The sequence below is a fragment of the Nonomuraea sp. NPDC049486 genome (assembly GCF_040676925.1).
GTDB lineage: Bacteria > Actinomycetota > Actinomycetes > Streptosporangiales > Streptosporangiaceae > Nonomuraea > Nonomuraea ferruginea.
In genome coordinates this window covers 30,898-56,411 of the sequence record NZ_JBFAPV010000012.1, presented here as the reverse complement: position 1 = coordinate 56,411, position 25,514 = coordinate 30,898, and the positions used below count along the sequence as shown (strand labels likewise).

Annotated in this window: 24 protein-coding genes, 1 tRNA gene and 1 riboswitch; of the genes, 11 read left to right on the top strand and 14 right to left on the bottom strand. The window is 71.0% G+C overall.

Annotation, left to right across the window (positions count from 1 at the left end; all coding sequences use genetic code 11):
* Positions 1-51: 51 nt before the first annotated feature.
* Together AB0K05_RS30880 and AB0K05_RS30875 are read right to left on the bottom strand one after the other, a co-directional pair.
* Positions 52-3,432 (bottom strand): AAA family ATPase, encoded by a 3,381-nt coding sequence (locus AB0K05_RS30880; RefSeq protein ID WP_364233790.1) that lies wholly within the window; start codon positions 3,430-3,432, stop codon positions 52-54.
* A gap of 97 nt (positions 3,433-3,529) precedes the next feature.
* Positions 3,530-4,036: a hypothetical protein gene (locus tag AB0K05_RS30875; RefSeq protein WP_148036044.1), complete on the bottom strand. Its 507-nt coding sequence runs from the start codon at positions 4,034-4,036 to the stop codon at positions 3,530-3,532.
* A 157-nt stretch (positions 4,037-4,193) separates the two neighbouring features.
* Here AB0K05_RS30875 and AB0K05_RS30870 point away from each other — a divergent pair, with 157 nt between their 5' ends.
* Positions 4,194-4,730 (top strand): peptidylprolyl isomerase, encoded by a 537-nt coding sequence (locus tag AB0K05_RS30870; RefSeq protein ID WP_364233786.1) that lies wholly within the window; start codon positions 4,194-4,196, stop codon positions 4,728-4,730.
* A gap of 151 nt (positions 4,731-4,881) precedes the next feature.
* Positions 4,882-5,751, top strand: coding sequence for a rhomboid family intramembrane serine protease (locus AB0K05_RS30865; RefSeq protein WP_364233783.1), 870 nt, complete (start codon positions 4,882-4,884; stop codon positions 5,749-5,751).
* 33 nt (positions 5,752-5,784) lie between these two features.
* Here AB0K05_RS30865 and AB0K05_RS30860 read toward each other — a convergent pair whose 3' ends face one another.
* Positions 5,785-6,030, bottom strand: a complete 246-nt coding sequence (locus tag AB0K05_RS30860; protein WP_271276249.1) for a cell division protein CrgA — start codon at positions 6,028-6,030, stop codon at positions 5,785-5,787.
* 144 nt (positions 6,031-6,174) lie between these two features.
* Here AB0K05_RS30860 and AB0K05_RS30855 point away from each other — a divergent pair, with 144 nt between their 5' ends.
* From AB0K05_RS30855 to AB0K05_RS30845, 3 genes are read left to right on the top strand one after another with little or no spacing between them, the layout of a single operon-like run.
* On the top strand, positions 6,175-6,786 hold the full coding sequence (locus AB0K05_RS30855) for a class E sortase (RefSeq protein ID WP_148036047.1): 612 nt from the start codon (positions 6,175-6,177) through the stop codon (positions 6,784-6,786).
* Positions 6,783-6,947, top strand: coding sequence for a hypothetical protein (locus tag AB0K05_RS30850; RefSeq protein WP_271276250.1), 165 nt, complete (start codon positions 6,783-6,785; stop codon positions 6,945-6,947). The genes AB0K05_RS30855 and AB0K05_RS30850 overlap by 4 nt, the downstream gene beginning before the upstream one ends.
* Positions 6,944-7,516 (top strand): gamma-glutamyl-gamma-aminobutyrate hydrolase family protein, encoded by a 573-nt coding sequence (locus AB0K05_RS30845; RefSeq protein ID WP_271276251.1) that lies wholly within the window; start codon positions 6,944-6,946, stop codon positions 7,514-7,516. The genes AB0K05_RS30850 and AB0K05_RS30845 overlap by 4 nt, the downstream gene beginning before the upstream one ends.
* A 292-nt stretch (positions 7,517-7,808) precedes the next feature.
* Here the strand turns inward: AB0K05_RS30845 and pknB are convergent, their stop codons facing one another.
* The 7 genes from pknB to AB0K05_RS30810 form a co-directional block, all read right to left on the bottom strand.
* A complete protein-coding gene (gene pknB / locus AB0K05_RS30840; protein WP_148036049.1) occupies positions 7,809-9,668 on the bottom strand; it encodes a Stk1 family PASTA domain-containing Ser/Thr kinase in 1,860 nt (619 codons plus the stop codon).
* 85 nt (positions 9,669-9,753) lie between these two features.
* Entirely contained in the window at positions 9,754-11,112 is a 1,359-nt protein-coding gene (locus AB0K05_RS30835) for a serine/threonine-protein kinase (RefSeq protein WP_148036050.1), read from the bottom strand.
* 21 nt (positions 11,113-11,133) lie between these two features.
* A complete protein-coding gene (locus AB0K05_RS30830; protein ID WP_219550781.1) occupies positions 11,134-12,591 on the bottom strand; it encodes a penicillin-binding protein 2 in 1,458 nt (485 codons plus the stop codon).
* A complete protein-coding gene (locus AB0K05_RS30825; RefSeq protein WP_271276252.1) occupies positions 12,588-13,982 on the bottom strand; it encodes an FtsW/RodA/SpoVE family cell cycle protein in 1,395 nt (464 codons plus the stop codon). The genes AB0K05_RS30830 and AB0K05_RS30825 overlap by 4 nt, the downstream gene beginning before the upstream one ends.
* Positions 13,983-15,251: a Stp1/IreP family PP2C-type Ser/Thr phosphatase gene (locus AB0K05_RS30820; RefSeq protein ID WP_219550777.1), complete on the bottom strand. Its 1,269-nt coding sequence runs from the start codon at positions 15,249-15,251 to the stop codon at positions 13,983-13,985.
* Positions 15,248-15,718: an FHA domain-containing protein gene (locus AB0K05_RS30815; RefSeq protein ID WP_148036053.1), complete on the bottom strand. Its 471-nt coding sequence runs from the start codon at positions 15,716-15,718 to the stop codon at positions 15,248-15,250. Before AB0K05_RS30815 ends, AB0K05_RS30820 begins: the two co-directional genes overlap by 4 nt.
* 17 nt (positions 15,719-15,735) lie before the next feature.
* Positions 15,736-16,476: a DUF3662 and FHA domain-containing protein gene (locus tag AB0K05_RS30810; protein WP_219550775.1), complete on the bottom strand. Its 741-nt coding sequence runs from the start codon at positions 16,474-16,476 to the stop codon at positions 15,736-15,738.
* A 200-nt stretch (positions 16,477-16,676) separates the two neighbouring features.
* Here AB0K05_RS30810 and AB0K05_RS30805 point away from each other — a divergent pair.
* A tRNA-Leu gene (locus AB0K05_RS30805) sits at positions 16,677-16,759 on the top strand.
* A gap of 212 nt (positions 16,760-16,971) precedes the next feature.
* Here AB0K05_RS30805 and AB0K05_RS30800 read toward each other — a convergent pair.
* Both AB0K05_RS30800 and AB0K05_RS30795 read right to left on the bottom strand, forming a co-directional pair.
* Complete coding sequence (locus AB0K05_RS30800) at positions 16,972-17,988, bottom strand: hemolysin family protein (RefSeq protein ID WP_219550773.1); 1,017 nt, start codon at positions 17,986-17,988, stop codon at positions 16,972-16,974.
* A complete protein-coding gene (locus tag AB0K05_RS30795; protein ID WP_271276253.1) occupies positions 17,985-19,340 on the bottom strand; it encodes a hemolysin family protein in 1,356 nt (451 codons plus the stop codon). The genes AB0K05_RS30800 and AB0K05_RS30795 overlap by 4 nt, the downstream gene beginning before the upstream one ends.
* 261 nt (positions 19,341-19,601) lie before the next feature.
* Between AB0K05_RS30795 and AB0K05_RS30790 the strand changes: the two genes are divergently transcribed.
* On the top strand, positions 19,602-20,822 hold the full coding sequence (locus tag AB0K05_RS30790) for an LCP family protein (RefSeq protein ID WP_271276254.1): 1,221 nt from the start codon (positions 19,602-19,604) through the stop codon (positions 20,820-20,822).
* Here AB0K05_RS30790 and AB0K05_RS30785 read toward each other — a convergent pair.
* On the bottom strand, positions 20,819-21,463 hold the full coding sequence (locus tag AB0K05_RS30785; protein ID WP_271276255.1) for a GPP34 family phosphoprotein: 645 nt from the start codon (positions 21,461-21,463) through the stop codon (positions 20,819-20,821). The genes AB0K05_RS30790 and AB0K05_RS30785 overlap by 4 nt on opposite strands.
* Positions 21,464-21,485: 22 nt before the next feature.
* Here AB0K05_RS30785 and AB0K05_RS30780 point away from each other — a divergent pair, with 22 nt between their 5' ends.
* From AB0K05_RS30780 to AB0K05_RS30765, 4 genes are all read left to right on the top strand, one after another.
* Complete coding sequence (locus AB0K05_RS30780; RefSeq protein ID WP_271276256.1) at positions 21,486-22,091, top strand: transcriptional regulator; 606 nt, start codon at positions 21,486-21,488, stop codon at positions 22,089-22,091.
* Between the two features lie 20 nt (positions 22,092-22,111).
* Positions 22,112-22,990, top strand: coding sequence for a DNA-formamidopyrimidine glycosylase family protein (locus tag AB0K05_RS30775; RefSeq protein ID WP_364233770.1), 879 nt, complete (start codon positions 22,112-22,114; stop codon positions 22,988-22,990).
* 38 nt (positions 22,991-23,028) lie between these two features.
* Positions 23,029-23,352, top strand: a complete 324-nt coding sequence (locus tag AB0K05_RS30770) for a rhodanese-like domain-containing protein (RefSeq protein WP_364233767.1) — start codon at positions 23,029-23,031, stop codon at positions 23,350-23,352.
* A gap of 70 nt (positions 23,353-23,422) precedes the next feature.
* Positions 23,423-23,535, top strand: a riboswitch (TPP riboswitch).
* Positions 23,526-24,869: a cytosine permease gene (locus tag AB0K05_RS30765; protein ID WP_148036061.1), complete on the top strand. Its 1,344-nt coding sequence runs from the start codon at positions 23,526-23,528 to the stop codon at positions 24,867-24,869. Its footprint overlaps the riboswitch before it by 10 nt.
* On the opposite strand, the gene AB0K05_RS30760 is transcribed toward AB0K05_RS30765, so the two are convergent.
* Positions 24,844-25,404 (bottom strand): methylated-DNA--[protein]-cysteine S-methyltransferase, encoded by a 561-nt coding sequence (locus AB0K05_RS30760; protein ID WP_271276258.1) that lies wholly within the window; start codon positions 25,402-25,404, stop codon positions 24,844-24,846. The genes AB0K05_RS30765 and AB0K05_RS30760 overlap by 26 nt on opposite strands.
* Positions 25,405-25,514 lie beyond the last annotated feature (110 nt).

Here is a 25,514-nt window from a genome sequence, read left to right as displayed (position 1 = left end):
TCCAAGCTTGGCCCCGACCGGCGCCGGTGCCTTCCGTAGGACTACTGGGCACTACAGAAGGCGGGCGAGTTCAGTACGACTGGTGATGCCGAGCTTGGGATAGATCTTGTACAGGTGATACTCGACCGTGCGCGGGCTGAGGAACAACCGCGCCGCCACGTCCTTGCTCGACGCCCCCTCGGCCACCAGGCGCGCGATGCGCAGCTCCTGCGGCGTCAGGGCCGCCGCAGGGTCGGCCTCCGGCACGTCGCCCGCCGCCTCCCCGGCCGCGCGCAGCTCCCCGCTCGCGCGCCGGGCCCACGGCTCCGCGCGCAACCGGGTGAACGTCTCCAGCGCCGAACGCAGCCGCCCCCGCGCCTGCCCTGGCCGGTGCGTACGGCGCAGCCGCTCGCCGTGGAGCAGAGCTGTGCGCGCCGCCTCGAACGGCTCCCCGTGCAGCCGCGCCGCCTCCTCGAACAGCGCCGCGTCCCCGTCCACCAGCGCCCGGCAGCGCAGCAGCGACGCCCGCGACTCGGGCGTGCCGGCGTTCGCCGCCCACCGTTCCAGCCCGTCCAGGGCCTCGCGGGCCGCCTCCGGCTCACCCGCGGCCACGGCCGCCTCCACCCGGTCCGGCGCTGTCCGCCACACCACCGTCGGATGCCCCGCCGCCGCCAGGGCGGTGAACCGGGCATGCGCCGCGTCGTACCTGCCCAGCCCCAGATCGAGCATCGCCAGCGCGTACGAGGCCACACCCGCGCGCAGCCCCACCCGGTGCGGCACCGCGATCGCCAGGGCCCGGCGCGCGTGCTCCCGGCAGGACTCCTCCTGGCCGCGCAGCGCCGCCACCACGGCCAGGTTCGCCAGATGGGCGGCCTCGCTGTTGGTGTATCCGGCCTCCCTGGCCAGCGCCAGCCCTTCCTCGGCTACGGCCTCGCTCTCGGCCAGCCTGCCCCTGAGCCGCTCGCCCGTGGACACGAACTCCAGCACCACCGGTAGCTGCCCGACCATGCCGGACACGCGCGCCACCCGGCCCGCCCGCCCGACCAGCTCGGCCGACACGTCCGCCTCGCCCAGATAGCTCGCCGCCGCCGACGCCCACAGGAACTCGGCCGCCTCCCGCAGCTCCCCGGTCCTCGCCAGCGCACCCCGCAGCAGCTCCGCCCCGCCGCCGTCGTCGAGCCGCGCCCCGATCCCGGCCACCACGTCCCGCAGGAACCCCGGCGGATGCGCCAGCGCCCTGCGCCCGATCTCCACGAGAGCCGGGATGTCGCCCACGTAGTTCGCCGCCTCGGCGGCGTCGGCCAGCATCTCCATGCTGTCGCCCCCGGCGAGGATCCGCACGGCCTCCGCGGCGTCCCCGGAGTTCAACTCGAACCGCCCCCGCAACTGCCTGATCTCCCGCCGCAACCCATCGAACCCCTTGGGACCGCTCCTCCCTCCAGCCGTCTCGTCCCGGGCGTCTGCTGGGGGACGGTTCGCTCTGTGAGGGGATGTGGCTTCCGCCTTCGCAGACCCTTCCCCCTCCTGGACGGGCGCCCTCCCACGGGCGGTCTCAGCGCGGGTCTCCTCCGGGGTACGGGTCAAGGGCGCGGCTTCGGACGGCCCTTCTCCCCGAGCGGGTGTTCTCCCGCCGGTCGGGAACCGGGTCAAGGGGGTGGCTGCCGGCGGCCCTTCTTGTTCCCGGGTGGGCGTTCTGCCAGCGGTCGTCTCGTCCCGGGCGTCCGCTGAGGGACGGTGCACTGTGTAAGGGGATGTGGCTTCCGTCTCCGGCGCCCTTTCCCGCTCGTGAGCGAGTGGTCTCTCGTCGCCGGTCTCTGGTGCGGGACGGGGCGTTGGGTGGTTCGGGGGCGTGAGGGGTGAGCCTTCTTTCTGGTGTGCGGGTGTTGTCTCGTGGAGGGGTTCTGTGGGGGTGTGGGTGGGGTGGTTCTGGGTGAGGGCGTGGGCCTCGGCGAGGTAGGTCTGGGCCTGGCCTGGACGGCCGCCGAGCCAGGCTGCGGTGGCCGCGTCCGTGTAGCGGCGGGCGCGGGTCCAGGGGTCGGGGGTCAGCTCCGCCGCACGGCCCAGTGCCGTCGCCGCGTCGCCGTACCCGCCTCTGGCTCGGGCTCCGTCGGCCGCGGCGGCCAGCGCGGCGGCCACCGGCTCGTCCCGCCCCATGGCGGCGGCCGCCAGGTGCCAGGCCCGCCTGTCACCTTCCACCAGCTCGGCCAGCACCGCGTGCGCCCGCCGTACCTCCACCGGGCCCGCCGCCCCGTGCACCGCCGACCGCACCAGAGGATGCCGGAACCGGACCGCCGCCCCGTCCACCACCACGAGCCCTGCCTTCTCCGCCTCATAGAGCCCGGCCAGAGCAACCTCTTCGCGCAGGCTCACCGCCGCAGGCAGCTCCCGTGCGGGTGCCCGCACCGACGCTTCCGTCACACGCGCCCTCGCGGGTGCCTCCCTGGACGGACCATCCCCGTTCGGCCATGCCCGTACGTCGGTCTCCGCCACGGACGGCGTGGTCTCGTTCGGCCGCGCTCTCGCGGCGGTTTCCATCTCGGGTGGGGTGGTTGCGCGCGCCGGCGCATCTGCGGGGGTCTCCGTCTCGGTCGGTGGTTGCTCGTGCTGGGTCCGTACGGGTGAGTCCAGGAGGGACGCGGTGCGGAGGGTCAGGGTGAGGTCCGGTTCCAGGGATGCCGCGAGGAGGACGCGGCGGGCCGGGGCCGAGAGGCGGGTCACCTGGTCGCCGAAGAGTTGGGCGCCGCCCGGCAGGGGGTCGGGGAGGGGGAGGCGGCCGGCGAGCTGGTCGGGGCTCAGGGACGCCAGGGTCTCGCCGAGGACGAGAGGGTTGCCGCCGGTGAGCGACACCAGGCGGGCGCGGACCGGGGGCGCCGCCGGGGCCAGCGAGTCCACCAGCGTGGCCGCGCTCTCGTCGTCCAGCCCGCGCAGTCGCAGCTCGGGAACACCCTTGTGGACGCCGTCACCCCGGACCGCCAGCAGCATCCCGACCCGCTCGGTGCGGACACGCCGGGCCGCGAACAGCAGCGCGTCGGCCGACGCCCGGTCCAGCCACTGGAGGTCGTCCACCAGGCAGAGCACGCCGCCGTCCTCCGCCGCCTCCGCCAGCAGCGACAGGACCCCGGCCGCCACCAGGAACCGGTCCTCGGCCGGCGCCGCCAGCCCGAGCGCCCCGGCCACGGCCTGGCGCTGCGGCGCCGGGAGCGCGTCGAGCAGCCCGGTCACCGGCCGCAGCAGCTGGTGCAGCGCGGCGAACGCCAGGTCGGCCTCGGCCTCGACGCCCCACGCGCGCAGGACGGTCAGCCGCGGCCCGGCCAGGGTGGCGGCCAGATCGAGCAGGGCCGACTTGCCGATGCCGGCCTCGCCCCGCAGCAGCAGGGCCTCTCCCGCACCGGCCGGCGCCGCGTCGATCACACCCTGGATCGCGGCGATCTCGGTGGCTCGGCCGTACAGCATGAGAATGACCCTATAAGGCCCAATATGGTGATGAATGTCACGTACGAGCAGACGAAAAGGCGCGCCCCCGAAACCGGGGGCGCGCCTTCATCGCGGATCATGGCATCCGGTGAGATGCCTCATCCGTCGTCTCGGACACCGGCGCGCCGGCCGGGCCCGTGGACTGGACGGCCCTGTCGGACCGCTCGTGTGCCCAGCGAGACGCGTCGGACGCGGAGTCCTTCATGTGCTCGGTCCACTGCTGGGCGTTACGCCGGTAGAACATGAAGCCGGCCGCGCCGATGGCGAGACCGGTCACCAGGACGGCCGTCGGCCAGCGCCGCGACTGCTGCCGCCGGACCGGGCTGACCCGGATCGCGGCGTCGTTCAGCATCGAGCTGACTGCCGGTGCGAGTTGGTCCTCGACCCGGTGGGCGGCCTTCTTCAGCCTGGGTGCAGCCCACATCCGGGCGTCGTCGACCCGCCTGTTGGCGGCCAGCTTGGCCTGGTCGGCCATCGGCGCCATGCGCGCGCCGGTTTTCATGGCCTGGGCCTTCATCCGGCCCTGCCACGTGGTGGGCACTTCTATGACCACGCGGCGTCGTCTTCTCAGTGTCAGGGACACGACTACCTCCCCTGTCGTTGGGGCCCCGCGCGTGACCTTCCCGATACAAAGCGGCTCAATCATGGCCCGCCGTGGGAGGATGGCGGCGGAGGCCTTAGGGCCATGGTTGTCAAAACACCACAATTCCACCCTGTGCATAGAGGAAGGCAGCTGTCTCGTGGCTGAGAAGCTGATTGCGAATCTGCAGACCAATCGCGGCATGATCAAGGTCGAGCTCTTTCCCAACAGAGCCCCCAAGACGGTGCGAAACTTCGTGGAGCTGGCCGAAGGCTCCCGCGAGTGGACCCACCCGGGCTCCGGCGAGAAGAGTAACGACCGCTACTACGACGGCACGATCTTCCACCGTGTCATCCCGAACTTCATGATCCAGGGCGGCGACCCGCTCGGTGAGGGCTTCGGCGGGCCGGGCTACGAGTTCGACGACGAGATCCACCCCGAGCTCTACTTCAACCGTCCCTACCTGCTGGCCATGGCCAACGCGGGCAAGAAGATGGGGAAGGGCACCAACGGGTCGCAGTTCTTCATCACGACCGTGCCCACGCCGCACCTCAACGGCCGCCACACGATCTTCGGCGAGGTCGTCGAGGGGCAGGACGTCGTCGACGCCATCTCCAAGACCAAGACCGGGCGTAACGACAAGCCGGTCGAGGAAGTCGTCCTGGAGTCGGTCACCATCGACCGCGTCCCGGCCTGACGCGCGGCCGCCTGTCCGGCCTTCCGGGTTCCTGCGCTCTGCAGGCCCCCCTTCCCGGAAGCCGGGCCGCGCCGGCCCGGCGCGCGGGAGGCGGCGTCACCCCGTCCGAGCAGCGGACGCGGGAGTGGCCCGCAGGCTTTAGGCTGCGGGCATGACCAGCCAGCCGCCCCTCCCGCCCTCGCAGCCCGAGCAGCCCGCGGAGACGGTCCCCACGTGCTACCGGCACCCCGACAGGGAGACGTGGGTCCGCTGCCAGCGGTGCGACCGGCCCATCTGCCCCGACTGCATGCGCGACGCGGCGGTGGGGTTCCAATGTCCCGAGTGCGTGGCCGAGGGCAACCGGGGGATCCGGCAGGCGAAGTCGACGTTCGGCGGCGCGGTGGTCCGCGCTCCCTACGTGACGTGGACGATCCTGGCGGCCAACGTGCTCGTCTTCGTCGCACAGTACTTCGTGCCGGACATCCAGCGCCTCCTGGGCATGAACTCCCTCTTCGTGGCCCTGGGCGACGAGTACTACCGGCTGATCACCGCCGCGTTCGTGCACGGCGGGATGTTCCACATCCTGTTCAACAGCTGGGCCCTCTACGTGATCGGGCCGTACCTGGAGCGGGCGTTCGGACACGTCCGCTTCGTCGCGCTCTATCTGGTGAGCGCGCTCGGCGGGTCGGTCCTCGGGCTGTGGATGGACAACCCGCGCATCCTCACCGTCGGCGCCTCGGGAGCCATCTTCGGCCTGTTCGGCGCGGTGTTCGTGGTGGGGCGCAGGCTGAACCTGGACGTGCGCGGCATCGCCGTGCTGATCGCGATCAACCTGGCCATCACCTTCATCGTCCCCGGCATCAGCTGGACCGGCCACATCGGCGGCCTGGTCACCGGGGCAGCGCTGTCGGCGGCGCTGGCCTACGCGCCCCGGGAGAACCGCGCCGTGTGGCAGGGGGCGGCGGTCGCGGGGTTCGTGGCACTGCTCGCCGTGCTCGTGGTCGTCAGAATTCCCATGATCACCATGGCGATCCTGGGCTGACGTCCCCAGCTGTGGAAAAGCTGTGGAAAAGAACTAGCGCCAGCGGGTGGAAAGAACCACACCGAAGATGATGAAAACAAACCCGATCAGCAGGTTCCAGTTCTGCAGATCGCCGATGAAGGGCGCCCGCGGGGCCACGTAGTAGGTGGCGATCCACAGGATGCCGATGATCCACGCGGCGACCATCGTCGGCGCCAGCCAGCGAGGGCTGACCTTGATCTGCTGGGTCTTCTGCGGCGGGGTGTAAACCGCCTTCTTGCGCGTCTTGGGCTTGGGCACTGGATGACTCCTGCTGAGGGCCTGGGCTTCCGGATCGTCCGCAGGCTCTGCGTAAAGGGTAGTGGTAGCGAGCCCCAGGATAGTCGCCACGCGCACGGGATGGCGATCCCCGGCGCCCGGAGTCGTCCCGCTTACCCTGGTCGGGTGCGGATCGTGCTGCGGACCACGGGGGAGCTGAGCATCACCGCCGGCCTGGTTCTGGCGCTCTTCTGCGCCTATCTGCTCTGGGGCACCGGCGCCTACACGGCGAGCCAGCAGCTGTTGCTGCAGCGCGCGCTGGCCGCCGAGAACGCCGCCCGGCCGCCCGCCGTCGAGCTGGGCGACGCCGTGGCGCTGCTGCGCATCCCCAGGCTGGGCCACGACTTCCGCTACGCGGTGGTCGAGGGCGTACGGGCCGAGCACCTGAAGAAGGGCCCCGGCCACTACCCCGGCACCGCCATGCCCGGCCAGGTCGGCAACTTCGTCGTCTCCGGCCACCGCACCACGTACGCGGCCCCGTTCAACCGCGTCGACGAGCTGGAACGCGGCGACGAGCTCGTGGTCGAGGCCCGCGAGGCCCGCTACACCTACCGGGTCACCTCGCAGGACATCGTCGAGCCCGGCGAGGTGGACGTGCTCGCCCCGGTGCCCGGCATGCCGGGCCTGCGGCCCATCCGGGCGTACATCACGCTGACGACCTGCCACCCCGAGTACTCGGCGGCGCAACGGCTGATCGTGTACGGGGTGCTGAAGGACACCGAGCCCAGGAAGGCATGACGATGTACGGCTGGCTGTGGCGCAGGCTCCCCGGCGGTCCAGGACGGCGGCTGCTGTGGGCCGCCCTGCTGGTCGCCACGGCGATGGCCGTACTCTGGTTCTCGGTGTTCCCGCTCCTGGAACCCGCTGTGACGCTCGACGAGGTGACGGTGCGCCGATGACCCGCGTGCTGGTCGTGGACAACCACGACAGTTTCGTGCACACCATCGTCCAGTACCTGAAGGTGCTGGGCGCGAGCTGCGACGTGCGGCCCCGCGACGAGGTGCGGGTGGACGACGCCGACGGCTATGACGGCGTCCTGATCAGCCCCGGCCCCGGCACACCCGAAGCTGCCGGGGTCAGCGTCCCGCTCGTCCGCCACGCCGCCCGGCGCGGGCAGCCGCTGCTCGGCGTCTGCCTCGGCCACCAGGCCATCGCGCACGCCTACGGCGCCACCGTCGCCCGCGCCCCCGACCTCGTGCACGGCGGCACCAGCGCGATCAGCCACGACGGCAAGGGGGTGTTCGCGACGTTGCCCTCGCCCGTCCGCATGACGCGCTACCACTCGCTGGCCGTGCTCCCCGAGACCGTCCCCGAGGAGCTCGAAGTCACCGCCCGCACCGGCGACGGCGTCATCATGGGCCTGCGCCACCGCGCCGCGCCCGTCGAGGGCGTCCAGTTCCACCCCGAGTCGGTGCTCTCCGAGCACGGCCACCGGCTGCTCGGAAACTGGCTGGAGAAAACGCTGTAACGAACCGGAGCCTCAGAGCGACAGACAGATGAGCGTCCCCGCCGTTGCCCCCGAGCGGCGGGGGCGCGCTTCTATTTGGCGATCCTTCGGATCGCCGGCTCGTCGCTCAGATCCGGTGTCTTCCCTCGTCGTTCGGTCGCTGCGCTCCCTCTCTCCTCAGTCCAGACACCGGCGCTCCTCGCAAGACCTTCCCTGTACGGAGGTCGGGCACTGGAGTCGGTCCTTTGTTGGTGGGGCGGAGGGGTTTTTGATGTGAAGGGCCGCCAGCCCCTGTGGGGATGGCGGCCCTTTTTTAGCCTAGGCCGTCGCCTACGTCGCCTGGGGGCTCGTCCTGGCTCGGGAAGCCGTCGTCGCCGTCGTCGGTCGGGACGTCGTCCGTCGGGAAGTCGTCGGTCGGGAAGTCGTCCGACGGCTGCTCGGTCGGGGTGGGGGCCGCCGGGCCTTGCGACACGACGATGGTGACCGTCATGTTGGGCTGGAGCTTGGCGCCCTCACCCGGGTTCTGCTGGATGACCGTGCCCTGGGCCTGGTCGCTCGGCTGGGTGACGACCTTGACCTTGAAGCCCGCTTCCTCCAGGGTGCGGCGGGCCTCCTCCTCGGTCATGCCCTGGACGCTCGGTACGGCTACGGCCTCCTTCGGGATGAAGAGGGTCACCGTGTCGCCCTTGGCGACCGAGGCGCCGGCCTTGGGATCGGTGCGGAAGACCTTGCCCTCCGGCTGGCTGGACGCGCGCGTCTTGATCGTGCTGCTGAGCCCCAGCTCGGTCAGCCTGGCGTTGGCCTCTTCGGTGGTCATGCCGATGAGGTCGGCGGGGACCTTCACCTTCTCCGCGCCCTTGGAGACCACGACCTTGACCGTGGCGCCCTTCTCCACCTCGGTGCCCTCGGCCGGATCGGTCTCGATGACCGTGTCCTTGTCGTACTCGGCGCTGAACTCCTCGGTGACCTCCGCCGTGAGGCCGAGCTGCTTCAGCTGGCTCTCGGCGTATTCACGCGTCTTCGCCTCCAGCCCCGGCACCTTGACCGTGGTCGGGGCCGTCGGGCTGCCGCCGCCGCTGAACATGACGTAGCCCAAGGTGATGAAGGCACCGATGACCAGCAGCGGGATGATGATCCACAGGGCGGTCTTGACCGCGTTGCCGCCGCCGTTGTTCGCCCGGCGGCGCCCGCCCCGGCCGCCGCCCTCGTCGTACTCGTAGGGCGGGACGGCGCTGGAGTGCTGGGTGGCCGGGCCGGTGGCGGCCTGGGTGGCCGTCATCATGCGGGTGCCCTGACCGTAGCCGTTCATCGCCATCGTCTGGGCGTCGACCGGCATGCCGGACATGGCGCGCTGGATGTCGGCCCGCATCTCGGCCGCACTCTGGTAGCGGTGCGCCGGATCCTTGGCCATGGCCTTGAGCACGATCGCGTCGGCCCACTGGGGGATCTCCGGGTCGATCTGCGACGGCGGGATCGGCTCCTCGCGGACGTGCTGGTAGGCGATCGCGACGGGGGAGTCGCCGGTGAACGGCGGCTGGCCGGTGAGCAGCTCGTAGAGCACGCAACCGGTTGAGTAGATGTCGCTGCGGGCGTCGACGCGCTCACCGCGTGCCTGCTCCGGCGAGAGGTACTGGGCGGTGCCGATGACCTGGGCCGTCTGCGTCATCGTGGCGGCCGAGTCGGCCATCGCGCGGGCGATGCCGAAGTCCATCACCTTGACGTCGCCGGCCGTGGTGATCATCACGTTGGCCGGCTTGATGTCGCGGTGCACGATGCCGCCGCGGTGGCTGTAGTCGAGCGCGCGCAGGATGCCGTCGACCAGCTCGGTCGCGCGTTCCGGGATCAGCCGCCGGTCGGCGCGGAGCAGGTCGCGCAGCGTCCTGCCGTCGACGTACTCCATCACGATGTAGGGCACGGGGGCGCCGTCGGTGACGTCCTCGCCGGTGTCGTAGACCGCGACCACGGCCGGGTGGTTCAGCGACGCCGCAGACTGGGCCTCACGGCGGAAACGGGCCTGGAAGGTGTGATCACGGGCCAGGTCCGACCGAAGGGTCTTGATCGCGACGATCCGGTCCAGCCGGATGTCTCTGGCGCGATACACCTCGGCCATGCCGCCGCGCCCGACGACACCGTCGAGCTCGTAGCGACCTCCGAGAAGCCGAGGCTGAGTCATTTCCTGCACTGTCCCTTACCGTTCATCTTGGTGCCGGCCTGCTCGGGGGGCGGCCGCCGGTGTCCATCATCGACCCGTTGGCGCGTCACGTCTCCTCCTTCGGCGGGTTCGAGTCACCCGGGTCCGGCGAGGCGGAAGGTGTCGGGGTCGTCGGCGTCGTGGTGGGGGTCGGGGTCGGCGTGGGGGTCGGGGTACGGGTCCTGGTCGGGGTCGGGCTCGGCGTCGGCTGCGTCGTCGGCGTAGCCGACTTGCTTACCGTAGCCGACGGCGAGGCTACCGGCCTCGACGACTTGACCGTAACCACAGGAGGCCGACGGGTCTCGGTTTTGGTCCGTGAGGGCTTCTGCCGGGGCTTGTCGGAAGCAGGCAGCGGAGGCGTCGTCGTCTCCGGAACGACGAGCGGCGGAGTCTGAGGGGCGGGGGTGAGCGCCCACGCGCTGAAACCCACGGCCACGACGGTCCCGGCCGCCGCCGCCGTCGTCAGCACCCGCCCGAACCGGCGCCGCGGCGGCGTCTCCTGCAGCTCCGTGACCGGCTCGGCGCCCATGGCCGCGGGCCCGTCCGCCGTCCGGTCTTCCTGGCGGGGACGGATCGGGAAGCCCGAGGGGTCGGTCAGCGAGCCGAGGTCGGCGCCGCCGGCCGACAGCGACTCGCGCAGCACGTACGCGCGATCGGCCAGCTCCCGCGCGGAGCCGGGCCGATGCGCGGGATCTTTGGCCAGCAGCGCCGCCACGAGCTCGCGCACCGGGGCGGGCACGTCGACGCCCAGCGCCGGCGGCTGCTCGCCGAGGTGGCGCAGCGCGATCGCCACCGCGCTGTCGCCGTGGAACGGGGCCCGGCCCGACAGGCATTCGTAGGCCACCACGCCCAGGGAGTAGAGGTCTGTCGATGGCGTGAGCGGCAGACCCTGGGCCTGCTCCGGGCTGACGTACTGGGCGGTGCCGAGCACGGTGCCGGTCTGCGTCACCGGAGCCGCCTCCATGGCCCTGGCGATGCCGAAGTCGGTCACCTTGATCGTGCCCTCGTGCGTCACCAGCAGGTTGCCCGGCTTGATGTCGCGGTGGATCACGCCGGAGGAGTGGGCGGCGTGCAGCGCCTTGGCCGTCTGGTGGAGCACGTCGAGGGTGACCTCGGCGCCGAGCGGGCCGTTGCGGACCAGGATGGTCGACAGCGGCTCGCCGTGCACCAGCTCCATGACCAGATAGGCCCGGTCGGCCTGCTCTCCGTAGTCGAAGATCTGCGCGATGCCGGGGTCGGCGAGGCCGGCGGTGATGCGGGCCTCGTTGCGGAACCGGCCGCGGAACGCGGGGTCGGCGTGGATGTGGCTGTGGAGCACCTTGACGGCCACCTCGCGCCCGAGCAGCTCGTCGCGGGCACGCCAAACCTCCCCCATGCCGCCGGCGGCGATGCGGGAGATCAGGAGATAGCGGTTACCGAGCCGCATGATTCAGCACGTTACCGTCCATTACTTCAGCACCGCCTCCATCACCGCTTTCGCGATGGGCGCGGCCGTTCCGCCACCCGTCGCCTCCCCGCCGCCGCGCACGGCGCCGGACTCGACCATCACCGCGATCGCGATCTTCGGGTCGTTCGCGGGGGCGAACGAGATGAACCAGGCGTGCGGCTGCTGGCCCTGAGCGGTCTCGGCGGTTCCGGTCTTCCCAGCTACTTGGACGCCGGGAATCTGCGCGCGGTTCGCGGTGCCGTTGGCCACGACGCTGATCATCATGTCGGTGAGCTCGCCCGCCGTCTCGGAGCTGACCGCCTCGCTGAACTCCTCGGGGTCGGCCTCGTCGATCGTGTCGCCGTTGGGGTCGGTGATCTTGTTGACGAGGTACGGCTTCATGACCACGCCCTCGTTGGCGATGCCGGCCGCGATCATCGCCATCTGGAGCGGCGTCATCTGGTTGCTGCGCTGGCCGATGGAGGCCTGGGCGACGGCCGCCGCGTCCTCCTTGGGGCCGAAGTCGCTCTTGGCCACCGACATCGGGACGGCCAGCGGCTTGCCCGCGCCGAACTTCTCCAGCTGCTCGCCCATCGCCTCGTGGCCGAGGTCGATGCCGATCTTGCCGAACGGCGTGTTGCAGGACCTCTCCAGCGCGAAGCGGAGCGTGACCTGGCCGGAGCCGCACGCCGCGCCGCCGTAGTTGGGCAGGTCGGCGGTCGTGTTGGGCAGGTCGAGCACCTGCGGGGCGTCCACGGTGGTGTCGGCGCCGCGGCTGGAGTCGTCCTCCAGGAAGGCGGCGGCGGTCACCACCTTGAACGTCGAGCCCGGCGGGTAGGTGTTCTCGATGGTGCGGTTGAGCAGCGGCTGGCTCTTGTCCTTGGCCAGCTCGTCGTAGCGGCCGAACACCTCGGACTTGTTGGTGCCCGACAGCTCGGCCGGGTCGTACGTGGGGAGCGAGACCATGGCGAGGATGCCGCCGGTCTTCGGCTCGATCGCCACCACGGCGCCGCGCTTGCCGCTCTCGCGCAGCGCGTCGTAGGCGGCCTTCTGCGCCTCGGGGTTGATCGTCAGGTCGACGTTGGCGCCCCTGGTCGGCTCGCCGGTGAACAGGTCGATGCCGCGCTGCAGCAGCAGGTCGGCGCTGGAGCCGTCGAGCAGGTCGTTCTCGCTGCGCTCGATGGCCGACTCGCTCTCGGGCGAGAAGAAGCCGGTCACGTGCGCGTACAGGCGGCCCTCGGGATACTCCCTGAGGAAGCGGAAGTCGCCCTTGGTCTCCTTCGACTGGGCCACGATGACCTTGCCGCCCGCGGTGATGCGCCCGCGCTGCACGGCGTACCGCTCGTAGAAGTTGCGGGTGTTGCGGGCGTCGTCGCTCAGACTCTGCGCGCGGACGCCCTGGAGGACGTTCACGTTGATCATCAGGAGGCCGAACATGGCCAGGCAGGCCACGGCGGCGCGCTTGATAGTCCGGTTCATCGCTGGAACACCTGCGTCATTCCTTCGTTCTGGATCGCCTGGGGCGGCGGCCTGCGCGCCGCGTCGGACATGCGCACGAGCAGCGCGATGAGGATCCAGTTGGACAGCAGCGCCGAGCCACCCTGGGACATGAAGGGGGTGACCAGGCCGGTCAGGGGGATGAGATTGGTGACACCGCCGACGATGATGAAGATCTGCCAGGCCAGCAGGAACGACAGGCCGGCGGACAGCAGCTTGGTGAACGGGTCGCGGGCGGCGAGCGAGGTGCGCAGACCGCGCTGCACGATCAGCGCGTAGATCACGAGGATCGCCATCAGGCCCGTCAGGCCCAGCTCCTCGCCGGTGGCGGGGAAGATGAAGTCGGAGAAGGCCAGCGGGATCAGCTCGGGGTGGCCCTGGCCGAGCCCGGTGCCGAGGATGCCGCCGGATCCCATGGCGAACAGGCCTTGCATGAGCTGCTCGCTGCCGCCGACCGCCCTGTAGAGCTCCTCGTTGGCGGGGTCGAGGTAGACCTCGAAGCGCTGCTGGACGTGGTCGAAGACCATGCCGGCCAGGATCGCGCCGCCCAGGAAGAGCAGGATGCCGATGATCACCCAGGAGATGCGCTGGGTGGCGATGTAGAGCATCGCGATGAACGTGCCGAACAGCAGCAGCGAGGAGCCCAGGTCCTTCTGCAGGACCAGGATGCCCAGGCTGACGCCCCAGGTGATGAGCACCGGGCCGAGGTCGCGGGCGCGCGGCAGGTCGATGAAGAGCAGCCGCCGCCCGGCCAGGGCGAGCACGTCGCGCTTGGCCACGAGGTAGCCGGCGAAGAAGACGACCAGCGCCAGCTTGGCGAACTCGGCGGGCTGGATCTGACCCAGTCCGGCGATGCCGATCCAGATGCGGGCGCCGTTGATCTCCTGGCCGAGGAACGGGATCAGCGGCGAGACCAGCAGCAGCAGCCCCAGCGCGCCGGCGGTGTAGGTGAGCCGCTGCAGGGCGCGCTGGTCACGCAGGAAGATCAGGGTGACGCTGAACAGCACGATGCCGATGAGCGTCCACAGCAGCTGGGTGTTGGGCGAGGCGAGCGTGGCCGACGGCAGCGTGGAGTCGGTCTCCGACAGCCTGAAGATCATCACCAGGCCGAGGCCGTTGACCAGCGTGACCAGCGGCAGGATCAGCGGGTCGGCCCACGGCGCGAACTTGGCGAGCACGAGGTAGGCGGCCAGCATCAGGCCGCCCAGGCTCAAGCCGTACGTCAGCATGCCCGAGGGGATCGCCCCGTCCATCGCCAGCCCGACGTTGGCGTAGGCGCCCATCGTGATCACGACCGCGAACGCGAGCATGACGAGCTGGGCCATGCGTCGCTTGGCGGGCATGGGCACGGGGGCTGCGGCCACTTCGCTCATCTATTGAGGTTTCGTCCTTGTGGGAGTGGGAGATGGCGACGCGCTCGCGGTGGGGGTGGGTTCCGCGAACTTCATCGTGTTGATCTTGGTGAGGCCCTCGGCCACGTCGCCGACCTCGATGCCGTCCTTGACCAGAGCCTGGTCGGGCGGCGAGAGCCGGGACAGGGCCTTGCCGGTGTGCTGGGCCACCTTGAAGAACTGAACGGGGCCCACCTCCTGCTGGATGCCCTGGAAGACGACCACTTCGTCGGCCCAGGCCCCGACGAAGAACTGGTCCTGCGTCCATTTCCAACCGAAATAGCCGCCGACGCCCGTGACGACGGCGGCCACGGACAGCACGGTGACCAGCACGGGCCACACCCGGCGACGCTTGCCCGACTTGCGGGACGCTCGCGCGACCGGCTCGTCGTAGTCGTCATCGGTGATGGCCGGCTGGGGAGCGGTCACCGCGCTCGCTCGCCCCGGCGCCGGCTCCTCGCCGCCGTGCAGCCGGGTCATGCCCGCGGCGCCGACGACGGAGGCCTCGACGGGCACCTGCTGGCCGTCGGTGATCTCCAGCACGTCGGCGATCACGCACGTGATGTTGTCGGGCCCGCCGCCGCGGTTGGCCAGGTCGATGAGCTGGCGTACGGCCTCTTCAGGATCATCGAGGTTGGTCAGCGTGGCGTGCAGCGTCTCCGCGCTCACCACCCCGGACAGCCCGTCGGAGCAGAGGAGGTAGCGGTCGCCCACCTGCGCCTCGCGCAGCGTCAGGTCGGGGTCGACCTCGCCGCTGCCGTCGAGCGCCCGCAGCAGGATCGAGCGCTGCGGATGCGTCGCGGCCTCCTCGGGCGTGATGCGCCCGTCGTCGACCAGCTGCTGGACCAGCGTGTGGTCATGGGTGATCTGGTAGAGCTCCCCGCGTCTGAGCAGGTAGGCGCGCGAGTCGCCGACGTGCACCAGCGCGACCTGGGTGCCGTTCCAGAGCATGGCGGTGAGCGTGGTGCCCATGCCTTTGAGGCTGGGATCCCGTCCCACCATCTCGTGCAGCTTGCGATTGGCGTCGCGTACGGCTGCCTCGATGGCGTTGAGCAGGTCACCCCCCTGCTGGGCCTCTTCGAGAGAGGCCATCGCGGCGATGGCGACGGAGCTCGCCACCTCGCCGTGTGCGTGCCCGCCCATGCCGTCGGCGACGGCGAGCAGGCGGCCGCTGGCGTACGCCGAGTCCTCGTTTCCTTCGCGGAGGAGGCCGACGTCCGAGCGGGCGGCGTAGCGGAGTGCGATGGTCATTTGCGCAATTCAATGACTGTCTTGCCGACACGGATCGGAACACCGAGCGGCACCGGGGTCGGGCGGGTGACTTTCGAGCGGTCGAGATACGTGCCGTTGGTAGAGCCGAGATCTTCCACGATCCACTGACCGTCCTGGGGAAAGAGCCGGGCGTGCCGGCTGGATGCGTAGTCGTCGCTGACTACCAGCGTGGCGTCGTTCGCCCGGCCAATGGTGATGGGCGTCTCCGTGAGATTAATGGTGGTGCCTTGCAGCGGGCCACCTGTCACGATGAGCTGGCGGGGTTCCCCCTTCCTGCTCTTGGGCTTGGGCGCGGGCTTGGCCGGTTTGGCCCCTTTGCCCGGGCCGGCGGGAGCCGTACGTGACCCGAACAAGTCAGTCCGGATCACGCCGACTGCGGCAATGACGAAAAACCACAGCACCGCCAGGAACGCGAGCCGGATCAGCAGCAGCGTGAGCTCGGACATGGACCGTCTGTCTACCTCTAATCGCGCCGGAACACCAGAGTCGTGCGCCCCAGCGTCACTCGCGTGCCGTTCTGGAGCTCGATTCTGCGTACCGGCTGGCCGTTGACGAAAGTGCCGTTGGTCGACCCGAGGTCGACCAGCACGACTTGCTGACCCTCGACGCGCAGCTCCGCGTGGTGGCGGGAGACGCCGGGGTCGACGAGACGAAGATCGCAGTCGGTGCCGCGCCCCAGCAAGGTCACCGGCGTGGTGAGCTCGTAGGAGCGGTCGCCCTGCGGATCGTCCTGGGTGCTGACGAGCAGCCGGGGCCGCCCGCCGAACGCGTTGGGACGTGACGGGGGCAGGTCGCTCGCCGGCTGGCGGATCTCGTCCTGCTCAACCGTCGCGCCCCGGATGACGCCGGACCTGATGCGGAACAAGCCCACCGCCAGGTCGCCCGCCGTCTCGAATCGGACCCGGACCGGTCCCACGAAGGAGTAGCCCTGTTCCTTGGCGTACTCCCTGGCGAGGTTGGCCAGCTCGTGGCTGATGCTGTCGGCGTAGACCTCTAGCCGCTCGGCGTCGGTCGTGGACAGCTCCACCACGAAGTCGTTCGGGACGAGGGTACGGCCCTGGGCGACGATCGCCGCCCGCTCGTCCATCTCCCGCTGCACCGCGCTGGCGACCTCGACCGGCTGAAGGTCAGATTTGAACGCCCGCGCAAAGGCCCCCTCAACCAAGCCTTCGAGCCGTCGCTCGAAGCGCTGAAGGACTCCCACCGGGTACCTCCCTTCCTCCGTGCATATGATCGCGGCCCCCCGGCGCGCGTGGCGCCCGGTCTCCGCTCGAACCACGAGGCGGCGGCCCCCGGCGCTCCTGAGGCACTCGCGCCCAGCTCCTCCGCTCCCGTGTCTTATGCGATCGTATCCGGGTTCAGTACCAGTGGCTGTTACGTGCTAGTGTTTCTCCGCACCCACAAGGGCGGGTGGCGGAACGGCAGACGCGCACGGTTCAGGTCCGTGTGTCCGAAAGGACGTGAGGGTTCAAATCCCTCCTCGCCCACCTCGGTAGGGTCGATGAAAATCGGCAGATCCACCCTGGCGAAGAACAGCCCCGGTTCGCAAGAGCCGGGGCTTCATCTTTTCCTCGACATCCTGTCCGCTTGCGGCCTCCCGGCCGTACCCGCCGGGCGAAAGGTACGCCCGGCCGGTTGCAGCTCGCTTTCAAACCGCTTCCGGCCGGGGCCCATTGTTTCGCTCAGAGCGAAGCTGAGGTCAGGCCGCCAGCTTGCGCGTGTCCAGCAACTGCCCCAGCAGGTCGGTGAGGCTCACCATGCCGATGACCGCGCCGTCGCCTCCGGTGACCAGCGCCAGGTGCGCACGGGCCTCCTGAAGGGCCGCCACGGCCTCGGGGACCTGCGTGAGGCTCGGCAGCTTCGGCACCGGCCTGGCGAGCTCGCTCGCCGTACGTCCGGGCTCCAGCAGGGCGTCACGGGCGTGCAGGACCCCCGCCACCTCGCCGCCGTCGCTCACGAGCAGCCTGAGGTGGCCGCTGCCGGCCGCCACGCGCCGGATCTCGGCCGTGCCGGCCCGCGGGGGTACGGTGACCGCCCGGCCGATCGGCACCATGAGGCGCTCGATGCCCTCGGCCTCGAACCGCAGCGCCCGGGTCAGCAGGTCGTGCTCCTCCCGGTCGAGCAGCCCCATCCGGCCGGACTCGCCGACCAGCATGGCGAGCTGGCGCGGCGTCCTGGTGGTGGCCAGCTCGTTGCGCGGCTGCACCCCGAAGAGCCGCAGGCCGAGGTTGGTCAGGCCGTTGAGCGACGACAGCAGCGGCCGCATCACCGAGGTGAAGGCCCTGAACGGCAGGGTGAGCAGCAGCGCCGCCTGCTCGGGGTGGGTCAGCGCCCACGACTTGGGCGCCATCTCGCCCACCACCATGTGCAGGAACGTCACCAGGGCCAGCGAGAGCGTCAGCGCGATCGGCATGCGCAGCGGCTCTGCCACGCCGATGGCCGCGAACACCGGTTCGAGGTAGTGCTCGATGGCCGGCTCGGTCACGTACCCGAGGCCCAGCGTGCACAGCGTGATGCCGAGCTGGGCGCCGGCCAGCATCAGGGAGAGCTGGCGGCTGCCGCCCGCGGCCGACCTGGCCGCGATCCTGACGAGCCGGTTGCCGCCCGCCGCGATCTCCTCCAGGCGGTGCCGCCGGGAGGACACGAAGGCGAACTCGGCGGCGACGAACAGCGCGTTGAACGCCAGCAGCGCGACGCTGATCATGATCATCGTCATCGGGTCGCCTCCGCGGGCTGCTGGGCGGGCGCCAGCCGCACCCATTCGGGCACGCGCCGGTTGAGCGAGATCACGGTCAGCTCGGCCACGTGGCGGTCGCCGCCGTCGTCGTACTCGAACGGGTCGGCCTCGACGACGGTCGGCACCGTCACCGTGTCGCCAGGCTCGGGCATCCGGCCCAGCTCGGCCAGGATCAGCCCGCCGAGCGTGTCGTAGTCGTCGCTTTCCGGCAGCGCGATGCCGGTGGCCCGCTCGACCTCGTCGAGCCGCAGCCTGCCGGGCACCTCCCAGACGCCGCCGGGCTGCCGCACGGCGCCCACCGGGTCCGGGTCGTTCTCGTCGACGAGCTCGCCGACGAGCTCCTCGGCCAGGTCCTCGACGGTGATCACACCCGCCAGGCCGCCGTACTCGTCGATGACGCAGGCGATGTCGTCCTTGGCGACGCGCATGCGGTCGAGCACCGCGGGAAGCGGCAGCGAGTCGGGCACGAGCAGCGCCGGGCGGGTGATGTCGCGCACGGCGCCCTCCTCGATCCCGGAGGCGAGCAGCTCGCGCACGCCGGTCACGCCGGCCACGTCGCCGTCGTCGCCGAGCACGGGGTAGCGGGAGTGGCCGCACTGGCGCATGGTCTCCAGCAGCTCGGAGATCGGCTGGGCGGCGCGCAGCGCCACCACCCGGGGCCGCGGCACCATGATCTCCTCGGCCGTGTGGTCGCCGAACTCCAGGGCGCGCTCCAGCAGCTCCGACAGGCGAGGCGGCAGCTCACCGGCCTCCGTGGACTCCTCGATGATCCGGGAGAGCTCCTCGGGGGTGGCGCCGTGCTCCACCTCCTCGACGGGCTCGATGCCCACCTTCCTGAGCAGCCCGGTCGCCGCCGAGTCGAACAGCCGGATCACCGGCCCGACCACGGCCAGGTAGACGAGGGTCGATCCGGCCAGGAACTTCGCCACCTGCTCCGGCCTGGCGATGCCGAGGTTCTTCGGCGCGAGCTCGCCGAGCACCATCTGCACCACGGTGGCCACGCCCACGCCGATGGCGACGGAGAGCCCGGTGATGAGGGCGTCGGAGAAGCCGGCGTCCGTCAGCCAGGGCCGCACGATCACGGCGATGGCGGGCTCGGCCAGGAAGCCGACCAGCAGGGCGGTGACGGTGATGCCGAGCTGGGCGCCCGACAGCATGAACGAGAGGCGTGAGGTCACGCGGAGTGCCTTCTCGGCGGCCTGGTCACCGGCCGCGGCCTGCTCGCGCAGGACGGCCCGGTCGACGGCGACGAAGGCGAACTCCTGGGCGACGAAGTAGCCCGTCGCGGCTGTGAGCAGGAAGAGGGCCATCAGGCCCAGATAGGCGCTCACCGCTGCGAGCTCTCAGGGGAACCCGTGCATGTGCACGGGCGGCTACTCCATGGGTCCGCAGTGGACACGATCATCCCTTCTTTAGAGCTGGTCCATAAAACTAACGATGCGGATGGCCTCTGTGTTTCCGGTGGTCTTATCTGCCTGGTTCTACGTACTTTTCCGTGGCGGAACAATGGCCGGTGGACTGCACTGAGCGAAGTGTTGGACGTAGCTTCTATGTCAGGGCGACTATGTCAAGCAAGGGGAAGAAGGAGCCACGTGGCTGAGGACGACCGGACGCGGGCCATGCGCTCGCCGGGCGAGCGTCGCCCGCTGCCTTCCAGCAAGGACGGGCCGCGTGCGGCGGGGGCCCCGGCGCACCACTTCCCGCAGCCCCCGCCGCAGCCGGTCGCCGACGACGTGCCGCGGTCCAGCTCGCGGGTGTACGGCAAGCGCCGGTCGGGCAGCAGCCCTGTCAGGCCCATGCGGAGCACCTCCGACCGGCCGCCCCCGCCGCCCGGACAACGGCCGCCGCGCCGGCGGATCAAGGGCGGCACCGTTCTCAAGATCCTCCTCGCGCTCCTGGTGGCGCTGGTGGTGACCGCCGCGGGCATGCTCTTCTGGATCGACGGGCGGCTGGGCGGGCTGCCCGCCGGGATCCTGGACGACTACGAGGGCCGCCCGGCCGACACCCCCGGCACCAACTGGCTCCTGGTCGGCTCCGACAGCCGCAAGGGCCTGTCGGCCCGCGAGCGCAGGAAGCTCGCCACCGGCAACAGCGAGGGCCAGCGCACCGACTCGATGATGCTGCTCCACCTGCCCGAAGGGAGCGACCGGCCGACGCTGGTCAGCCTGCCGCGCGACTCCGCCGTCACCGTCCCCGGCCAGGGCCGCAACAAGCTCAACGCCGCCTACGCGATCGGCGGGCCCAAGCTCCTGGTCCGCACCGTCGAGACGGTCACGGGCATCCGCGTCGACAACTACATGGAGATCGGCTTCGCCGGCTTCGTCGAGATCGTCGATGCCGTCGGCGGCGTCGAGATCAACGTGCGGGCCGCGGTCAACGACCCCAAGGCGGGCCTGAAGCTCAAGAAGGGCACCCAGACCCTCACCGGCGCCCAGGCGCTCGGCTACGTCCGCACCCGCAAGGGCGGGGCGCTGCCCGACTACGAGCGGACCAAGCGGCAGCGCCAGTTCCTCAGCGCGGTGGTGAAGAAGGCGGCCAGCCCCGGCACCCTGATCAACCCGTTCACCTCGATCCCGCTGGCGATGAGCGCCACCGACGCCGTGGCGGTCGACGAGGACACCGGCGTGTTCGACATGCTCTCGCTGGGCCTGGCCATGGGCGACAGCCCGGTGACCACGGTGGTGCCCTTCGGCGGCACCGAGAACGTCGCGGGCGGCGAGGCCGTCAAGTGGGACAGGGCCAAGGCGCTGGCCCTGTTCGAGGCGCTGGCCGCCGACCAGCCGGTGCCGAAGGAGATCCTCGACGCGGGTTAGCCCGTCGCGGTGATGGCGGCCGTGGTGACGGCGATCGAGATGCCCGCGTTGATCGCGGCGATCGTCTGCGCCACGGCCTCGGCCTCCCACGCGCCGGCCGCGATCTCCTTGACCCGGCCCTTGTCGGCGCCGGGGAACGCCTTGCGGTCGAGCTTGGCGGCGTGCATGACCGCGATGAGCACGGCGGTGCGCGGGTCGGGCTCGGCGCCGCCCAGCGCGCCCGCGACCCGCTCACGCACCCGCGACTCGACGCTGCCGTCGAGCTCGGGCCAGCGGGTGGTGCGGAAGATGCCGAACACCCGGCCGCGCTCCTCGGCCAGCACGCCCGCGGCGGCGAGCCGGGTGAGCAGGCGGGTGCGGAGCTTGCCCGACTGCAGCTGCTGCACCCACCAGGCGGGCCCGCGCTCCTTCGGGCTGCCGGCGATGCGCGCGAGCGCGGCGTCGAGCTCGTCGTCGCCCAGCGGCGCGGGGTCCAGGACGGTCACCTTCTTGTCGCGCAGCGTGATGCGCTCGCTGATCGCCAGCTCGGCCAGGAGGGCGCCGGCCACGGCGGGGTCGAGCTGGATGGTGGAGAGCAGCTGCCTGCCGTCGTCCTCGCCGAAGGCGAGAAGGAGGATCTCCTCCGCGATCGTCACGCTCATCCTCTGACACTAACGTGCGAGCATGACCATCTCGGAAAAATTGCACGCTGTCGGCCGTCCCCTGCTTGAGGCTCAGCTGGCCCATCCCACCGTTGCCGGGATCGGCCGGGGCGATCTGCCCGAGCCCGTGTTCCGGTCGTGGCTGGAGCAGGACTACCTCTACCTGCTCGACTACGTGCGGGTGTTCGCCAAGCTGGCCTGGCAGGCTCCTGACGCGCACGTCGGCGACCTGGTGGACCTGGCGCACTCGACCTACCACGAGGAGCTGGATCTGCACCGTTCGCTGTCGGCCGAGTTCGGGGCCGATCTGGAGGGGGCGGTGAAGGGTCCGGCCTGCGTCGCGTACACGGACTTCCTGCTGGAGTCCGCGGGCTCGTACGGGGAGGGGTTGGCGGCGCTGTATCCGTGCATGTGGGGATATTCGACGCTGGGGCGGATCCTGGCGGAGAACCCGCCCGCCGAGCCGCGCTACCGGGCCTGGGTCGACACGTACGCCGACCCGGGGTTCGCCTCGCTGGCCGAGCGGATCGCCCAGATGATCGACGAGACGGACGTCGATCCTGACCGGGCGGAGGCGATGTTCACGGAGGGGATGGCGCACGAGCTGGCGTTCTGGGACGTGCCGTAGCGCCGCGTAGTCTGGAGAGCATGCCTGAACTTCCCGAGGTGGAGTCGCTCACCGCGTTCCTGGGCGAGCGGGCGGTCGGCCGCACGATCGCGGGCGTCGACGTGGTGGCCTTCCAGGCGCTCAAGACGTTCGACCCGCCGGTGACCGCGCTGGGCGGGCTGACCGTCACGGGCGTGTCCCGTCACGGCAAGTTCCTCGACCTCGACTGTGACGGGCTCCACCTGGTCATCCACCTGGCCCGGGCGGGCTGGCTGCGCTGGCGTGACGACCTGTCGGGCGCCAGGCCGGTCCGTCCGGGCAAGGGCCCGCTCGCCGTACGGGTGCGGCTCGCGCCCGACGCCGACGGGCTGGCGCCGGGGTTCGAGCTGACGGAGGCGGGCACGCAGAAGCGCCTGGCCGTCTATGTCGTGAAAAATCCGGACGAGGTGCCGGGTGTCGCCGCGCTCGGCCCCGACCCCCTCGACGAGTCCTTCGACGTCGCCGCGCTCAAACGCATCGTCGGCGGCAACCGCACCCAGATCAAGGGCCTGCTGCGCGACCAGAAGGTCGTCGCCGGCATCGGCAACGCCTACTCCGACGAGGTGCTGCACGCCGCGAAGATGTCCCCGTTCAAGGTCGCGGCGACGCTGACCGACGCGCAGATCGCCGACCTGCACGACGCCATCGTGACCACGCTGCGCGAGGCGGTCGAGCGGGCGCGCGGCCTGGCGGCCAAGGACCTCAAGGCGGAGAAGAAGTCGGGGCTGCGCGTGCACAACCGCACCGGCCAGCCGTGCGACGTCTGCGGCGACACGATCCGCGAGGTGTCCTTCGCCGACTCCTCGCTGCAGTACTGTCCCACCTGCCAGACCGGCGGCAAGCCGCTGGCCGACCGCCGCATGTCCAAGCTGCTCAAGTAGCGTGCCGAGCATGACGCGCGGCAGGTAAGAATGGGCGCATGACGGTTCCCGAGGTCGAGGTCCGCGACGTGCCCGACGACGCCTACCTGCTCGACGTGCGCGAGGAGTACGAGTGGGTGGCGGGCCACGCCCCCGAGGCGGTCCACATCCCGATGACGCAGATCCAGGCGCGGGTCGACGAGGTCCCCTCCGGCCGTCCGGTCTACGTCGTGTGCCGCGTCGGCGGCCGTTCGATGCAGGTGGCGGCCTGGCTCAACCGCCTGGGCCGCGAGGCGGTCAACGTCGGCGGCGGCATGCAGGCCTGGGAGCACGACAAGCGTCCCATGGTCAGCGAGACGGGCCGGCCGCCGATGGTCGCCTGACCCCGACTGGCCGAAACAGGACTAATAGTGCATCATGGGGGCGGCAGCCGGAGTTGATCTCCGGCTGTTGACGACCCACCGCGGGAGCTCGGGGCCAACCGGGCTGAGAGGGCAGCTACGCCGCTGCCGACCGCATGAACCTGTCCGGGTAATGCCGGCGTAGGGAGTGCGCGATGTCGCATGCCATCCATGGCGAGGAAGTTCCGCTGACCCTGGAGGGCGAGCCCCCCAAGACGCTCGGAGTGCTCGACCAGGGCGCGCTCTGGGCCAACCTGGCGGTCAGCCTGCTGGGCTTCTCCGGCGCCCTGTTCCTGATCGACCCGCTCGGCGGCGCGCCGCTGACCGTGACGGCCGCCCTGGTCGCGACCGTGGTCGGCAGCCTGATCGGCACCACCATGGTGGGCCTGGCGGCCATCCCCGGCACGCAGACCGGCAAGCCCGCGATGGTGCTGCTGCGCGGGCTGTTCGGGGCCCGGCTGTCGTACTTCCCCACCGTGCTCAACATCATCCAGATGATCGGCTGGGGCGCGTTCGAGCTCTGGGTGATCGCCCAGGGCGCCCTGGCCATCTTCGGCGACACGGTCCCGTACGCGGTGTGGGTGATCGTCGCCGGGGTGATCACCACGGTGCTGACCGTCTGGCCGCTGGGCGCGGTCCGGCTGATCAGGCGCTACATCACGGTTCTGGTGATCATCGCGATGATCTGGTTCGCGGTGCAGTTCCTGGGCGACGCGCAGCCGCGGACCGGAGGGTCCTGGGAGGCGTTCGCCCCGGCCGTCGACTACGTGATCGCGCTGTCGGTGTCGTGGGTGCCGCTGGCCGCCGACTTCGCCCGGCACTCCAGGTCCAGCCGGGCGGCCTTCACCGGCGTGGTCGGCGGCTACACGCTCGCCCAGGTCGCCTGCCTGGCCCTGGGCGTGTACGCGGTCGCGATCGCCGGGGCCGAGGCGGTGGCGGCCGACAGCACGGCGGTGTTCGGGCCGTTCGTGGCGGTGCCGCTGGGCGCGCTGTTCTTCGCGATCCTGGTGCTCCGCGAGGCCGACCAGTCGTTCGCGAACGTCTACTCGACGACCGTCTCGCTGCAGAACCTCATGCCGCGCGTCGACCGGCGGATCATCAGCACCCTCATCGGCCTGCTCACGGTCGCCATCGCGCTGGTCGTGGACGTGACCTCCTACGGCGCGTTCCTGGGCGTGATCGGCGCGGTGTTCGTGCCGATGTTCGCGGTGCTGGCCGTCGACTACTTCCTGCTCGGCGGCGCGGCCCGGTGGAACACCGACGCCGACGCCCCCGCCCGCTGGTCGATGCTGGTGCCGTGGGCGCTCGGCTTCGCGGCGTACTGGCTGACCACCTCCACCCCCACCGTCGCCCCGTGGGACGGCTTCTGGGCCGGGGTGCGCGAGGTCATCGGCTTCACCAGGGAGCCGTGGATGAACGGCGCGCTGGGCGCGGCCATCGTCGCGGCTCTGGCGACGCTGCTGATCGGGCTGGTCACGCGCCGCGTCGCTCGACGGTGAGCAGATGGCGCTTGGCGGCGGGGCCGCCCGCGTAGTCGCCGGGCTCGCCGTCGTCGCGCACCACCCGGTGACACGGCACGATCACGCACACGGGGTTGGCGCCGAGCGCGTTGCCGACCGCGCGCAGCGCGCGCGGCCTGCCGATGAGCTCGCCGATCCGGCCCATCGTCGTGGTCGTGCCGTACGGGACCGCCATCGTCTTCTGCAGGACCGTACGAGCGAACGGCGTGGCGAGGGTCAGGTCGACCCGGGTGGAGAAGGCGCGGAGCCGGCCGGAGAAGTAGGCGTCGAGCTCGCGGCGGACCGGGTCGAGCCGCCGGGCGTCGGTGCCGATGAGGCTGCCCACCTGGTTGGACACCCGCTCGAAGACCACGTGCTCGTCCTCGTAGCTGCAGGCGACGAGGCCGCGCGCGGTGACCGCGAGCACCAGCCTGCCGACTGCGCCGTCGTAGGTGCCGAGCGCGACGTCGAGCGTGCCGTCACCCCGATAAGTGTCGGACGTCACCCGCAGCAGGGCCTCGAGGTCGCCCGACACGCCTTCACCTCCACCCGCCATGAAAAAGCCGTGACCGCAGCGTATCGGACGGATCGCCCGACGCGAGCGCCACGCCGCGGGCACTATGGAGTCGTGGGGGACCCAAGGGG

What these genes read in the sequence shown, in the direction of transcription:
- AB0K05_RS30880 (WP_364233790.1), bottom strand. Translation starts at nt 3,432, where the DNA reads ATGCTGTACGGCCGAGCCACCGAGATCGCCGCGATCCAGGGTGTGATC.
- AB0K05_RS30850 (WP_271276250.1), top strand. Translation starts at nt 6,783, where the DNA reads ATGACGATGTACGGCTGGCTGTGGCGCAGGCTCCCCGGCGGTCCAGGA.
- AB0K05_RS30775 (WP_364233770.1), top strand. Translation starts at nt 22,112, where the DNA reads ATGCCTGAACTTCCCGAGGTGGAGTCGCTCACCGCGTTCCTGGGCGAG.
- AB0K05_RS30835 (WP_148036050.1), bottom strand. Translation starts at nt 11,112, where the DNA reads ATGCGGCTCGGTAACCGCTATCTCCTGATCTCCCGCATCGCCGCCGGC.
- AB0K05_RS30800 (WP_219550773.1), bottom strand. Translation starts at nt 17,988, where the DNA reads ATGACGATGATCATGATCAGCGTCGCGCTGCTGGCGTTCAACGCGCTG.
- pknB (WP_148036049.1), bottom strand. Translation starts at nt 9,668, where the DNA reads ATGACTCAGCCTCGGCTTCTCGGAGGTCGCTACGAGCTCGACGGTGTC.
- AB0K05_RS30865 (WP_364233783.1), top strand. Translation starts at nt 4,882, where the DNA reads ATGACCAGCCAGCCGCCCCTCCCGCCCTCGCAGCCCGAGCAGCCCGCG.
- AB0K05_RS30830 (WP_219550781.1), bottom strand. Translation starts at nt 12,591, where the DNA reads ATGAACCGGACTATCAAGCGCGCCGCCGTGGCCTGCCTGGCCATGTTC.
- AB0K05_RS30785 (WP_271276255.1), bottom strand. Translation starts at nt 21,463, where the DNA reads ATGAGCGTGACGATCGCGGAGGAGATCCTCCTTCTCGCCTTCGGCGAG.
- AB0K05_RS30825 (WP_271276252.1), bottom strand. Translation starts at nt 13,982, where the DNA reads ATGAGCGAAGTGGCCGCAGCCCCCGTGCCCATGCCCGCCAAGCGACGC.
- AB0K05_RS30820 (WP_219550777.1), bottom strand. Translation starts at nt 15,251, where the DNA reads ATGACCATCGCACTCCGCTACGCCGCCCGCTCGGACGTCGGCCTCCTC.
- AB0K05_RS30770 (WP_364233767.1), top strand. Translation starts at nt 23,029, where the DNA reads ATGACGGTTCCCGAGGTCGAGGTCCGCGACGTGCCCGACGACGCCTAC.
- AB0K05_RS30845 (WP_271276251.1), top strand. Translation starts at nt 6,944, where the DNA reads ATGACCCGCGTGCTGGTCGTGGACAACCACGACAGTTTCGTGCACACC.
- AB0K05_RS30815 (WP_148036053.1), bottom strand. Translation starts at nt 15,718, where the DNA reads ATGTCCGAGCTCACGCTGCTGCTGATCCGGCTCGCGTTCCTGGCGGTG.
- AB0K05_RS30765 (WP_148036061.1), top strand. Translation starts at nt 23,526, where the DNA reads ATGTCGCATGCCATCCATGGCGAGGAAGTTCCGCTGACCCTGGAGGGC.
- AB0K05_RS30780 (WP_271276256.1), top strand. Translation starts at nt 21,486, where the DNA reads ATGACCATCTCGGAAAAATTGCACGCTGTCGGCCGTCCCCTGCTTGAG.